The organism is Streptomyces sp. NBC_00080 (genome assembly GCF_045041255.1).
Lineage (GTDB): Bacteria > Actinomycetota > Actinomycetes > Streptomycetales > Streptomycetaceae > Streptomyces > Streptomyces coriariae.
On the sequence record NZ_CP108235.1, the window covers coordinates 5,595,568 to 5,608,338 of the forward strand.

The 12,771-nt window shown below is 71.6% G+C and carries 13 protein-coding genes and 1 pseudogene; 8 read left to right on the plus strand and 6 right to left on the minus strand.

What is annotated here, in order from left to right:
• Positions 1-91: 91 nt before the first annotated feature.
• Positions 92-1,588, minus strand: coding sequence for an oligopeptide:H+ symporter (locus OHU34_RS25110; protein ID WP_405768401.1), 1,497 nt, complete (start codon positions 1,586-1,588; stop codon positions 92-94).
• 528 nt (positions 1,589-2,116) lie between these two features.
• Here OHU34_RS25110 and OHU34_RS25115 point away from each other — a divergent pair.
• Both OHU34_RS25115 and OHU34_RS25120 read left to right on the plus strand, forming a co-directional pair.
• Positions 2,117-2,794 (plus strand): response regulator transcription factor, encoded by a 678-nt coding sequence (locus OHU34_RS25115; RefSeq protein WP_020128522.1) that lies wholly within the window; start codon positions 2,117-2,119, stop codon positions 2,792-2,794.
• A gap of 206 nt (positions 2,795-3,000) precedes the next feature.
• On the plus strand, positions 3,001-4,275 hold the full coding sequence (locus OHU34_RS25120; RefSeq protein WP_142264650.1) for an ATP-binding protein: 1,275 nt from the start codon (positions 3,001-3,003) through the stop codon (positions 4,273-4,275).
• Between the two features lie 55 nt (positions 4,276-4,330).
• Here OHU34_RS25120 and OHU34_RS25125 read toward each other — a convergent pair whose 3' ends face one another.
• Positions 4,331-4,846, minus strand: coding sequence for a GtrA family protein (locus tag OHU34_RS25125; protein WP_142264649.1), 516 nt, complete (start codon positions 4,844-4,846; stop codon positions 4,331-4,333).
• Between the two features lie 198 nt (positions 4,847-5,044).
• Between OHU34_RS25125 and OHU34_RS25130 the strand changes: the two genes are divergently transcribed.
• The 3 genes from OHU34_RS25130 to OHU34_RS25140 are packed head-to-tail and all read left to right on the plus strand — an operon-like array spanning position 5,045 to position 7,919.
• On the plus strand, positions 5,045-6,217 hold the full coding sequence (locus OHU34_RS25130; RefSeq protein WP_267022763.1) for a 5-(carboxyamino)imidazole ribonucleotide synthase: 1,173 nt from the start codon (positions 5,045-5,047) through the stop codon (positions 6,215-6,217).
• A complete protein-coding gene (gene purE / locus OHU34_RS25135) occupies positions 6,214-6,735 on the plus strand; it encodes a 5-(carboxyamino)imidazole ribonucleotide mutase (RefSeq protein WP_078615627.1) in 522 nt (173 codons plus the stop codon). The genes OHU34_RS25130 and purE overlap by 4 nt, the downstream gene beginning before the upstream one ends.
• A gap of 5 nt (positions 6,736-6,740) precedes the next feature.
• Positions 6,741-7,919 carry a dipeptidase gene (locus OHU34_RS25140; protein ID WP_142264647.1) on the plus strand — a complete coding sequence of 393 codons (1,179 nt, stop codon included), beginning with the start codon at positions 6,741-6,743 and terminating at the stop codon, positions 7,917-7,919.
• Here the strand turns inward: OHU34_RS25140 and OHU34_RS25145 are convergent.
• Positions 7,868-8,307 (minus strand): annotated as a pseudogene (locus OHU34_RS25145) (alkene reductase); the annotation flags it as partial. The gene OHU34_RS25140 and the pseudogene OHU34_RS25145 sit on opposite strands and share 52 nt — an antisense overlap.
• Here OHU34_RS25145 and OHU34_RS25150 point away from each other — a divergent pair.
• Both OHU34_RS25150 and OHU34_RS25155 read left to right on the plus strand, forming a co-directional pair.
• Positions 8,221-8,403, plus strand: coding sequence for a hypothetical protein (locus tag OHU34_RS25150; protein WP_405768407.1), 183 nt, complete (start codon positions 8,221-8,223; stop codon positions 8,401-8,403). The pseudogene OHU34_RS25145 and the gene OHU34_RS25150 overlap by 87 nt on opposite strands.
• 104 nt (positions 8,404-8,507) lie before the next feature.
• The gene (locus tag OHU34_RS25155; protein WP_405768410.1) at positions 8,508-9,671 is read left to right on the plus strand and encodes a dipeptidase; all 1,164 of its coding nucleotides are present in this window, start codon (positions 8,508-8,510) and stop codon (positions 9,669-9,671) included.
• A 43-nt stretch (positions 9,672-9,714) separates the two neighbouring features.
• Here OHU34_RS25155 and OHU34_RS25160 read toward each other — a convergent pair whose 3' ends face one another.
• A complete protein-coding gene (locus OHU34_RS25160) occupies positions 9,715-10,113 on the minus strand; it encodes a VOC family protein (RefSeq protein ID WP_142264645.1) in 399 nt (132 codons plus the stop codon).
• Positions 10,114-10,175: 62 nt separating this feature from the next.
• Positions 10,176-10,535, minus strand: coding sequence for a VOC family protein (locus OHU34_RS25165; RefSeq protein WP_405768413.1), 360 nt, complete (start codon positions 10,533-10,535; stop codon positions 10,176-10,178).
• A gap of 93 nt (positions 10,536-10,628) precedes the next feature.
• On the opposite strand from OHU34_RS25165, the gene OHU34_RS25170 reads away from it, so the two are divergent.
• Positions 10,629-11,183 (plus strand): CGNR zinc finger domain-containing protein, encoded by a 555-nt coding sequence (locus OHU34_RS25170; RefSeq protein ID WP_405768416.1) that lies wholly within the window; start codon positions 10,629-10,631, stop codon positions 11,181-11,183.
• Positions 11,184-11,324: 141 nt separating this feature from the next.
• Here OHU34_RS25170 and OHU34_RS25175 read toward each other — a convergent pair whose 3' ends face one another.
• Entirely contained in the window at positions 11,325-12,668 is a 1,344-nt protein-coding gene (locus tag OHU34_RS25175; RefSeq protein WP_020128534.1) for a UDP-glucose/GDP-mannose dehydrogenase family protein, read from the minus strand.
• Positions 12,669-12,771: the final 103 nt, after the last annotated feature.

Genomic DNA, 12,771 nt, shown 5'->3' on the forward strand with positions numbered 1-12,771 from the left:
GTAGGGCCGCAACGACGTAGGGCCGCAACGACGGAGGGCCGCCGTACCCACGTGGGTACGGCGGCCCTCCGTCATGCGGGGGGAGCGGACGTCAGTGGACGTCGCCCATGAGCCCCTTGACCTTCTTGCGGTACATCCACACCGCCACACCGGCGATGACGGCGAGCACCGCCTCCAGGGCCACTATGCCCGTCTTGTTGAGGTCGACGCCGGCGATGGACAGCAGGCCGGTCGTGGCGTCACCGGCGGTGACGGCCAGGAACCAGACGCCCATCATCTGCGAGGCGTACTTCGCGGGAGCCATCTTCGTGGTGACCGACAGGCCGACCGGGGAGAGGGTCAGCTCGCCGACGGTCTGCACGAAGTAGATCGCCGCCAGCCACAGCGCGGCCGCCTTGTGACCGCCCTCGGCGATCGACAGCGGGGCCAGGAAGAGGAAGAAGGACGCGCCGACCAGGACGAGACCCATCGCGAACTTCGTCGCGGTGCTCGGCTCCTTGCCGCGCCGGGCCAGGGCCAGCCAGGCCCAGGCGAAGAGCGGGGCCAGGGCCATGATCAGGACCGGGTTGACCGACTGGTACCAGGAGACGGGGAAGTCCCAGCCGAGGACGCTGTTCTTCGCGGAGGAGTCGGCGAACAGGGACAGCGTCGAGCCGCCCTGGTCGTAGATCATCCAGAACACGGCGGCGGCGACGAAGAACCAGATGTACGCGGTCAGCTTGGACTGCTCGGCGCGGTCCAGCTCCTTGTCGCGCTTCATCCGGGCGATGACGAGGACCGGGATGACCAGACCGGCGACGGTGATCGGGACCAGCAGCCAGTTCAGCGTGTAGACGCCGGAGACACCGACGACGGCGTAGAAGACGATCGCGACGGCCGCCCAGAACGCGGCCTTCCGCAGGGTGGCCGCCTTCTCCTGCGCGGACAGCGGCGTGGGGACGACGTCGGAGCGGGAGCTCAGGTGGCGGCTGCCGAGCAGGAACTGGGCGAGGCCCAGACCCATGCCGAGCGCGGCCAGCGCGAAGCCCAGGTGCCAGTTGACGTTCTCACCGATGGTGCCGATGATCAGCGGCGCGGCGAACGCGCCCAGGTTGATGCCGATGTAGAAGAGCGTGAAGCCACCGTCGCGGCGCGGGTCGTCGGGCCCGTCGTAGAGGTGGCCGACCATCGTCGAGATGTTGGCCTTGAGCAGGCCGGAGCCGATGGCGACCAGGCCGAGGCCCCCGTAGAAGTTGCCGGCGTTCGGCAGTGCGAGGGTCAGGTGGCCGAGCATGATGATCGCGCCGGCGACGGCGACGGTCTTGCGGGGGCCGAGCACGCGGTCCGCGAACCAGCCGCCGGGCAGCGCGAGCAGGTACACGAGCGACAGGTAGACCGAGTAGATCGCGGTCGCGGTCGCGGCGCTGAGGTGCAGGCCGCCGGGAGCGACCAGGTACAGCGGGAGCAGGGCCCTCATGCCGTAGTAGGAGAAACGCTCCCACATCTCGGTCATGAAGAGAGTGGCCAGTCCGCGGGGGTGGCCGAAGAAGGTCTTCCCGGAGCCGGGTGTGCCCGGGCGGACCGAGTCCTTCGTCAGGCTGGACGCCATGTCGTTCCTTGCTGCTCGGGACGCGCGCCGCAGTGGAGCGTTGCGCGCCCGGTGGGGGGCGGCCGGCACCGGCGGACCGCGTCGTCCACCCCCACGCCCCGGGGGAGTCCGCTCCGGGTCTCGGAGCGGCGGACGGCGACCACCGGGATCCACGCCCCCATCGAGTCGGGGGCCCGGCCACAGGTCATTCCTTGGGAGGCCGGCGGGGACCGGCCCGCACACAAAGGAGACCCTCGACGTCGAGCCGACCGCCGAAGGTCCGTGCGTGCTACAGGCGTTACTTCACCATACGGCAGCACAACGCCTGATATGGAAGGACTTGAGACACGGATCACAGGTGATCAAGGAACCGTGGGCGAGGTTTTGAAGGTCTCCACCAGGATGCCATCCACCGACCGTAGGTCCGTACCAAGATCGACGGAGGGACGGCCGGCCGCTCGGTACGTCGGCTGTCCGGCATGTCCGTGAGTAAGAAGCAGCTGGGCGATCACACTTCGGCCGCCGCCCGGCGCGGACTACCATCAGCTCATGACCCGTGTACTGCTCGCCGAGGACGACGCGTCCATCTCGGAGCCGCTGGCCCGCGCCCTGCGCCGGGAAGGTTACGAGGTCGAGGTGCGTGAGGACGGCCCCACCGCGCTCGACGCCGGAATGCAGGGCGGCGTCGACCTGGTCGTGCTCGACCTCGGGCTGCCCGGCATGGACGGTCTGGAGGTGGCCCGCCGACTGCGCTCGGAGGGCCACGCCATCCCGATCCTCATCCTCACCGCGCGCGCCGACGAGGTGGACACCGTCGTCGGTCTGGACGCGGGCGCCGACGACTACGTCACCAAGCCCTTCCGGCTCGCCGAACTGCTGGCCCGGGTCCGGGCCCTGCTGCGGCGCGGCGCGTCCGAGCCCCAGCAGCCGCCCGCCACGCACGGCGTCCGCATCGACGTGGAGTCGCACCGCGCCTGGATGGGCGAGGAGGAACTCCAGCTCACGGCCAAGGAGTTCGACCTGCTGCGGGTCCTCGTCCGGGACGCGGGCCGGGTCGTCACCCGCGACCAGCTGATGCGCGAGGTCTGGGACACCACCTGGTGGTCGTCGACCAAGACCCTCGACATGCACATCTCCTGGCTGCGCAAGAAGCTCGGCGACGACGCGGCGAACCCCCGTTACATCGCCACCGTGCGGGGCGTGGGCTTCCGCTTCGAGAAGAGCTGAGCTCCCCCGGAGGGGGCACCCCCAGCCGCGGGCTCGGCCGGTGTCTGCGCCTCGCCTCGTGTTGTCGGGTGCGGGTGAGTGGGGGCTGGTCGCGCGGTTCCCCGCGCCCCTGAGGGAGTGGGGTTCGGCCGGTGCCGGGCAGTTCCCCGCGTCCTTGAGGGGAATGCCCGGATCGGGCTTCTGAAGATCACCGCTCGGAGGGTCCTGTGCGTCGCCGTCTCATCCAGTCCACCCTCGCCGTGGTGCTCGTCGTCATCGCTGTCTTCGGGGTGTCCCTCGTCATCGTCGAGACCCGCACGATCAGCAACAGCGCCCAGGAACGGGTGGACTCCGAGGCGCTGCGGCTGGCCAGCATCGTGGACAGCCGGCTGGTGGGCTCGGAGCACGTCACCGCGGAGATACTGCGCGACCAGGTCACGCAGGACCGCTACGCCGAGATCCGGATCCCCGGCCGGACCGTCATCCAGGTCGGCACCGAGCCCCAGGGTGATGTGATCAAGGCGACGGCCCGGGGTGAGGAGGGCGAGACCGTCCTGGTGCAGGAGCCGCGCTCCACGGTCACCCGGGAGGTCGGCCGCACGCTGCTGATCATCGGCCTGGTGGCGCTGCTCGCGGTGATCGCGGCGGTGCTGCTGGCCATCCGGCAGGCCAACCGGCTCGCCTCCCCCCTGACCGATCTCGCAGAGACGGCGGAGCGGCTGGGCTCGGGCGACCCGCGGCCCCGGCACAAGCGGTACTCCGTTCCCGAGCTCGACCGGGTCGCCGACGTCCTCGACGCCTCGGCCGAGCGCATCGCCCGCATGCTGACCGCCGAGCGCCGCCTCGCGGCGGACGCCTCCCACCAGCTGCGCACGCCGCTGACGGCCCTCTCCATGCGCCTGGAGGAGATCACCCTCACCGACGACCCGGACACCGTGAAGGAGGAGGCGACGATCGCCCTGACGCAGGTGGAGCGTCTGACGGACGTGGTCGAACGCCTGCTGACCAACGCCCGGGACCCCCGCACCGGCTCGGCGGTCACCTTCGACCTCGACGAGGTCATCCAGCAGCAGCTCGCCGAGTGGCGCCCCGCCTACCGCGGTGTGGGCCGGGCCATCGTCAGCTCCGGCAAGCGCCAGCTGCGGGCGGTGGGCACACCCGGCGCGGTCGCCCAGGTCCTGGCCGCCCTGATCGAGAACTCCCTCATGCACGGCGGCGGCACGGTGGCGCTGCGCACCCGTGTCACCGGCAACCAGTCCGTGGTCGAGGTCACCGACGAGGGGCCCGGCGTCCCCGCCGATCTGGGCGCCCGCATCTTCGAGCGGGCCATCAGCGGCCGCAACTCCACGGGCATCGGCCTGGCGGTGGCCCGCGACCTGGCGGAGGCCGACGGCGGCCGCCTGGAGATGCTCCAGGCCCAGCCCCCGATCTTCGGGCTGTTCCTGTCCAGCACGCCCCCGCAGAAGCGGACCGCGGAGGACGGCGAGACGACGGTCAGGTAGGGCGGCCGGACGGTGGGGCGGTGGGGCGGCCGGGAAGGCCGGTGGGGCGCGACGGTCAGCCGACCCGCTGCCCGGCCCTCGGTTCGGGCCCTCGGGACTGCTCGGTCACCGTCAGGAACGATTCGGCGCCGGCCACGGCATCCTTGGCCGGCAGCGTCCGGAACACCCACGTCCGGTACGACCAGAACCGGAACAGCGTCGCGATCCCGATGCCGACGAACTTGAACACATTGCTCTGGATCGGGCTGTCCCAGCCGAAGCCGTACGTCGCCGCGAACAGCAGACCGTTCTCGATCACCAGTCCCACCGCGCTGAACAGCAGGAACAGCGTCATTTCCTTCGTCCGCCCGCTCTTGTCGCGGTCACGGTAGGTGAAGTAGCGGAACCCCACGTAGTTGAAGGCGATGGCCACGACCGTCGCTATGACGCTGGCCCGCACCACCTGAAGGTCGGTGAGATGCCGGACAAGGTTGAAGACTCCGAGGTTGACGAGCAACCCCGCGCCGCCCACGGCTCCGAACTTCGCGAGCTCGCGGACGACCCTCCTCAGCCCCGAGGAACCATGCGCCATGGTCGTACAGGCCCCCGTCCGGGTTCGGTTTCGTCAACCCAGCCATGCTAACCACCACTCTTGTCGGTTTCCTGTGGTCAGGCTCACGGGGCGGTGACCAGCGGGGAAGAAGCGGGGAAACGGTCGGTATGAGACGGGAAAGGTCCCGGTAAGAGGCACGGAATTCGGCCGCGGTGGCGTGGCCGATACCCTGGGGGCGTGACGTTCCCGGTAGTCGGCATGGTCGGCGGGGGCCAGCTCGCTCGTATGACACACGAGGCGGGCATCCCGCTCGGCATCAGATTCAAGCTCCTCAGTGACACCCCACTGGATTCCGCGGCGCAGGTCGTGAGCGATGTCGTCATCGGCGACTATCGCGATCTCGACACGCTCCGTGAGTTCGCGCGCGGGTGCGATGTGATCACCTTCGATCACGAGCACGTACCCACCGAGCACCTCAGGGCGCTGGAGGCGGACGGCATCCCCGTCCGCCCGGGCCCCGACGCGCTGGTGCACGCCCAGGACAAGGGGGTGATGCGCGCGCGGCTCGACGCGATCGGCGTTCCGTGCCCCCGGCACAGGATCGTGACCGACCCGGCCGATGTCGCCGCGTTCGCCGCCGAAGGCCTGGCCGAGGGCGCCGCAGGCGACGGTTTCCCGGTGGTCCTCAAGACCGTCCGCGGCGGCTACGACGGCAAGGGCGTGTGGGTCGTCGACTCGGCCGAGGAGGCGGCGGACCCCTTCCGGGCCGGCGTCCCCGTCCTCGCGGAGGAGAAGGTCGACTACGTCCGCGAGCTCGCCGCCAACGTCGTCCGCTCCCCGCACGGTCAGGCCGTCGCGTACCCGGTCGTCGAGTCGCAGCAGGTGGGCGGCGTCTGCGACACGGTGATCGCGCCCGCGCCCGGCCTGGACGGGGCCCTCGCCCTGCGCGCCGAGGAGCTGGCCCTGCGCATCGCCAAGGAACTGGACGTGGTCGGCCACCTCGCGGTCGAGCTCTTCGAGATCCGGCACGCCGACGGGTCTCCCGGGGTCCTGGTCAACGAACTGGCGATGCGCCCGCACAACTCGGGCCACTGGTCGATGGACGGCGCGATCACCTCGCAGTTCGCCAACCACGTCCGCGCCGTCCTCGACCTCCCCCTCGGCGACCCGCGTCCGCGCGCCGGATGGACGGTCATGGTCAACGTCCTCGGCGGCGACTACCCGGACATGTACTCCGCGTACCTGCACTGCATGGCCCGCGATCCCCAGCTGAAGATCCACATGTACGGCAAGGACGTGAAGCCCGGCCGCAAGGTCGGACACGTCAACACCTACGGCGACGACCTGGACGACGTCCTCGAACGCGCACGTCACGCAGCCGGTTACCTGAGAGGCACGATCACCGAATGAGCCCAGTTGTAGGCATCGTCATGGGGTCGGACAGCGACTGGCCGGTCATGGAGGCCGCCGCGCAGGTCCTCGACGAGTTCGAGATCGCGTACGAGGTCGACGTCGTCTCCGCGCACCGCATGCCGCGCGAGATGGTCGCGTACGGCGAGCAGGCGGACGGGCGCGGGCTCAAGGTGATCATCGCGGGCGCCGGCGGCGCCGCCCACCTCCCCGGCATGCTCGCCTCCGTGACCCCGCTGCCGGTGATCGGCGTGCCCGTGCCCCTGAAGTACCTGGACGGCATGGACAGCCTGCTGTCGATCGTGCAGATGCCGGCCGGCGTCCCGGTCGCCACGGTCTCGGTGGGCGGTGCCCGCAACGCCGGTCTGCTGGCCGCCCGCATCCTCGCCACCCAGGACGAGGAGCTGCTCGCCCGCATGCGGGACTTCCAGCAGGAGCTGAACGACCAGGCCACCGAGAAGGGCAAGCGCCTGCGCGCCAAGGTCGAGGGCTCGAACGGCTTCGGTTTCGGAAAGTGACGCAGATGACCTCACTGGACGCGGCCCGCGAGCTCCTGCGCGAGTTCCCCGTCGTCGACGGCCACAACGACCTGCCCTGGGCGCTGCGCGAGCAGGTCCGCTACGACCTCGAAGCCCGTGACATCGCCGGCCACCAGCAGGCCCACCTGCACACCGACATCCCCCGGCTGCGCGCGGGCGGGGTCGGCGCGCAGTACTGGTCGGTGTACGTGCGCGCGGACCTGCCCGACGCGGTCCCGGCGACGCTGGAGCAGATCGACTGCGTGCGGCGGCTCATCGCCCGCCATCCGCGGGACCTGCGCGCCGCGCTGACGGCCGCGGACATGGAGACGGCGCGCGCGGAGGGCCGTATCGCCTCGCTCATGGGGGCGGAGGGCGGCCACTCCATCGCCAACTCGCTCGGCACCCTGCGCGGCCTGTACGCGCTGGGCGTGCGCTACATGACGCTCACCCACAACGACAACGTGGACTGGGCGGACTCCGCGACCGACGTACCCAAGGCCGGCGGGCTGTCCGCCTTCGGCCGCGAGGTCGTGCGCGAGATGAACCGCGAGGGCATGCTGGTCGACCTCTCGCACGTGGCGGCGACGACGATGCGGGACGCGCTCGACACGACGGCCGCGCCGGTGATCTTCTCGCACTCGTCCGCGCGAGCGGTGTGCGACCACCCCCGCAACATCCCGGACGACGTCCTCGGACGCCTCTCCGCCAACGGCGGCATGGCGATGGTGACCTTCGTGCCGAAGTTCGTCCTCCAGGCGGCGGTCGACTGGACGGCCGCCGCCGACGACAACATGCGCGCGAACGGTTTCCACCACCTCGCCACCACCGCCGAGGCGATGAAGGTCCACCGGGCCTTCGAGGAGACCAACCCCCGCCCGATCGCCACCGTGGCCACGGTCGCCGACCACCTCGACCACATGCGCGAGGTCGCCGGCATCGACCACCTCGGCATCGGCGGCGACTACGACGGCACCGCCTTCACCCCCGACGGCCTCGACGACGTCTCCGGCTACCCCAACCTGATCGCGGAGCTCCTCGACCGCGGTTGGTCCAGGCCGGACCTCGCCAAGCTGACCTGGCAGAACGCGGTACGCGTACTCGGCGCGGCGGAGGACGTGGCCCGCGACCTTCAGGCGACCCGGTCGCCGTCCCACGCGACGATCGAGTCGCTGGACGGCTGAGCCGGCCCGTCGGTCAGGGCGGGGTAGTCGGTGTAGCCGACCGCCCCGCCCACGTACATCAGGTAGCGGTCCCGCAGCGGGTTCAGCGGCGCTTTCTGCCGCAGCCGGGCGACCAGGTCGGGGTTGGCCAGGAAAGGCCGTCCGAGGGCGACCAGGTCGGCCCCGGCGGCGAGCAGCCGGTCGACCGCGCGGGAGACGGCGTCCGTGGTGAGTTCCGTCAGCACGGGTTGGCGACGAGCGTCCCCGGCCACTCGGCCCGGATCCGGCGGAACAGCGGTGCGTCCGGCTCGGCGTACACCACGTGCGGATACGCGAGCCCGAGACCCTTCAGCCGCTCGACGAGCGCCGGGTAGGGCTCCGCCGTCTCGTCGTCGTCCTCCTCGATGCCACCGCGGAGCGCGACCGCATCGACCGCACCATCGCCGACCCGGTCCGCTCCCGGGACACCCCGGACGAGGCGATCCAGGTGGCCGAGGGCACCTGACCGGGGCGTCGCGGCGTCCGTACCCCGAACGCCCCGTCCACCAGGAAGCCGGCCGTCCGCCGTGCGACGGTGACCGTACTGCTGATCGACGTACGGAGACCGCCATGGCCGACCTCCATGACGAGCCGCACACCCTTCCCGAGGTCGGTGAGCTCGACGGCGAGGCGCAGGCGGCCCCGTTCGGCCCGTACGCGCCGCTCACGGCCGAGGAGGCCGCAGAGGTCGCCGAGGCCGTCCGGGCCGCCCACGAGCCCGAGCGCACCCCGCTGGAGCGCGCCCGCGCCCTCCTCGCCGCGCACCCCGTCGCCGACGGCTACAGCGGACTGTCCTCGGCCCTGCGGCACCTGCCCTGCTACGACCTCCAGCTCGGCGAGAGCGCCGTCGACACGGACGTGCCCCGCCTGCGCCGGGGCAACGTCGGCGCGCTGCTGTGGTCGCTGCACCTGCCCGAGGGCCTCGTCGCCGACCGGGCCGTCGGGGCCACCCTGGAGCAGCTGGACCTCGCCCGGTCGGTGATCGCCGCCCATCCCGAAGGACTGCGGCTCGCCCGCAGCGCCGGGCAGATCATCGACGCCCGCAACTGCGGCCGCGTCGCCGTGGTCCTCGGCCCGGCCACGGCCGCCGCGCTCGACGACTCCCTGGGCGTCCTGCGCGTGCTGCACTCCCTCGGGCTGCGCGTCCTCACCCTCACCGGCACCTCCTGGGCGGGGGGCGAAACGGGGCTGACCCGGTTCGGCGAGGAGGTCGTGCGCGAGATGAACCGGCTCGGTGTGCTCGCCGACCTCTCCGGAGCCTGCGACCTCACCGTCGGCCGCGTCCTCACGCTCTCCAAGACGCCGGTCCTGTGCACCCGCTCCGCCGCCCGCGCGCTGCGCCCGCACCCCGCCAACCTGTCCGACGAACTGCTCGCCGGGCTGGGCGAGGCCAAGGGGCTCTGCCTGGTACCGCTGACCGCCGAGCAGACCGGCCCCGGCCTGCGGGACGTGGCCGACCACCTCGACCACGTCCGCGCGATCGCCGGCCCGGCCTGCGTGGGCCTGTCCGGCCTCTACGACTCCGGCGCCGCCCACCCGCAGGGCCTCGCCGACGCCTCCGGCTATCCGCACCTGATCGCCGAGCTGCTCCGCCGGGGCTGGCCGGAGACCGACATCGCCCTGCTGACCTGGGGCAACGTGCAGCGCGTCCTGCGCACCGCCGACTTCACGGCCCGAGCGGCCCAGGACCGCAGGGAGCCGTCGACGGTGCGGATCGCGGAGCTGGACGGATAGGGCCGCCGGGCGGGTCCTCGGGCAGGCCCGCCGGGCGGGGCCGCTACGGGTGCTCGATCCGGCACAGGCAGAACGGATGCCCCGCCGGATCGGCGTACACCTGGAAGTCCTTCTTCTCCCGGTCCTCCAGATCCAGCGGCCGCGCACCCAGCGCCAGTACCCGCTCGTGGGCCGCGTCGATCTCCGCCCAGGTGGCGCCGCCGTCGAGGTCGAGGTGGAACTGCTGCGGATTGCGGTCGGCGCGCGGCCACTCCGGCGGGGTATACCCCTCGACCTGCTGGAACGCGATCCGGGGACCGCCGGGGACATGCAGGACGAACCAGTCGTCCTCACCGTCCTCGGCCTCGGGCGTACCGCCCAGGACCGCCGCGTAGAAGTCGGCGAGCGCGCGCGGGTCGGGACAGTCGAGGACGACGGAACGGAAACGGGCGACGGGCGGCATGGCATCCTCCAGGCTCGGGCGCGGTACGGGGCTTCGGTGGCCGTACGGGGGTCGTGCGGACCTCAGCAGCTGCACAGGCAGAACGGGTGCCCGGCCGGATCCGCGTACACACGCCAGCCGCGCGAGCGGTCCTGCGCGTCCAGCGGCTTCGCGCCCAGCGCCAGCACGCCCCGCTCGGCTGCGTCCAGGTCGTCGACGGTCAGGTCCAGATGGAACTGCTGCGAGTGCTCGGGCGCGGGCCACGCGGGCGGTACGAACCCGGCGGCGGCCTGGAAGGCCAGCGACTGACCACCGGGCACCTTCACGTCGACCCAGTCCCCCTCGCCCTCGACGGTGCCGCCCAGCACCTCGGCGTAGAAACCGGCCAGTGTGCCCGGGTCGGGACAGTCCAGAACGACGACGCCCAGCTTGGCGAGAGCCATGACTTCCTCCTGACGATCGGACGGGTTACCCCTAGAGCCGGGTAACCAGTAACGGTTACTGCATGCTCCCGCATTGGCGGTAACGTCGCAAGCATGAATGACCGATCGGCGGCACCCGGGAGCCTGGCCCTGGTCGAGTCCCTGGTGAACACGCTGGACCTGGAGTCGGGCGCGGACGCGCTGGACACGGCGGAGGGCCGGGCCCGATTCGGGCTGCCGGAAACCCCGGAAACCCCCGGAAACCCGGAGAGCGCGGATGCCGCCGGGGATGCCCTGGGCGAGGTGGCGCGCGCGCGTGAGCTGCGCGAGTCGCTGCGCGCGACCCTGCTGGCCCACGCGGGCCATCCGCCGCACCGCGAGGTGACCCCGCTGGGCGAGCTGCTGGCGTCTGCGCCCCTGCTGGTGACGATCGACGAGCACGACGGCTCCGCCCGCCTGGCCGCCGCCGGCGCGTCCTCGCTGCTCGCCCGTACGGCCGCCGCGGTGGCGGAGGCGCTGATCGCGGGCACCTGGACCCGGCTGAAGGCCTGCGAGGCCGTCACCTGCCACTGGGCGTACTACGACCGCAGTCCGGCGGGCCGCGGGCGCTGGTGCTCGATGCAGGTGTGCGGGGCCCGCGCGAAGATGCGCCGGTACCGGGCGAAGTAGTTCACCGGCCGGGGCACAGGCCGGTGGTGCAGAATGCAGCAAGACGCCGGTTCGGCCGACTGAGCCTCGGCCGAACCGGCGTCGCTCCGTAGGCCTCTGCCCGCGCCTCGCGTGGGGCGGTGCCCGTGCTTGTCCCCGCGCCTATGCGGTCGGGCGGCCCATCGCCCGGTACGTCCATCCGGCCTTGCGCCACAGGACCGGGTCGAGCGCGTTGCGTCCGTCGAGGATCAGCCGGGTCGTCGCGACCTCCGCGAGCTGCGCCGGGTCGAGCTCGCGGAACTCCTGCCACTCGGTGAGGTGCAGTACGGCGTCGGCGCCCCGGACGGCCTCCAGGGCCGAGTCCGCGTACGCGAGCGTCGGGAAGACCCGGCGGGCGTTGGCCATGCCCTTCGGGTCGTACACCGTGACCTGCCCGCCCTGGAGATGGATCTGACCGGCGACGTTGAGGGCGGGTGAGTCCCGAACGTCGTCGGAGTCGGGCTTGAAGGTGGCACCGAGCACGGCGATCCGCTTGCCCAGGAAGGACCCGCCGCCCAGCGCCTGCCGGGCCAGCTCGACCATCTGTCCGCGCTGACGCATGTTGATGGAGTCGATCTCGCGCAGGAAGGTCAGCGCCTGGTCGGCACCGAGCTCACCGGCACGGGCCATGAAGGCCCGGATGTCCTTGGGCAGGCAGCCGCCACCGAACCCGATCCCCGCGCGCAGGAACTTCTTGCCGATCCGGTCGTCGTAGCCGATGGCCTCGGCCAGTTTGGCGACATCGCCGTCGGCGGCCTCGCACACCTCCGCCATGGCGTTGATGAAGGAGATCTTGGTGGCGAGGAAGGAGTTCGCGGAGGTCTTCACCAGCTCGGCGGTGGGGAAGTCGGTGACCACGAACGGCGAACCCTCGCCGATCGGCGTCTCGTACACCTGCCGCAGCAGCGCCTCGGCCCGCTCGCTGCGCACCCCGACGACGATGCGGTCCGGGTGCAGGGTGTCCTGGACGGCGAAGCCCTCGCGCAGGAACTCCGGGTTCCAGGCGAGCTCGGCGTCCGCACCGGCGGGCGCCAGCTCGGCGATCGTCCGGGCCAGCCGGTCGGCGGAACCCACCGGCACGGTGGACTTTCCGACGACGAGCGCGGGCCGCGTCAGATGCGGCGCGAGGGAGCCCATGGCGGACTCGACGTACGACATGTCGCACGCGTACTCACCGTGCTTCTGCGGGGTGTTGACGCAGACGAAGTGGACGTCGCCGAAGGCCCCCACCTCGGCCCAGTCCTGGGTGAAGCGCAGCCGCCCGCTGGACCCCTCGAACCCGGGGACGTGCCGGCGCAGCAGCTCCTCGAGCCCCGGCTCGTACATGGGGGTCTCGCCGCGTTCCAGCATCTCGATCTTCTCGCGCACGACATCGAGAGCGAGTACCTCGAAACCCAGCTCGGCCATGGCCGCGGCGTGCGTGGCGCCGAGATAGCCGGTGCCGATCACGGTGATCTTGAGGGCCATGAATGCTCCAGGTGGGGATGCCGTCGCTGCGCGCCCGAGCATAGTCGGGGCGTGTCGGCTCCCCTCACCGGGCAGTTGTCACAAGAAGGCCCCCTGTCGCCAA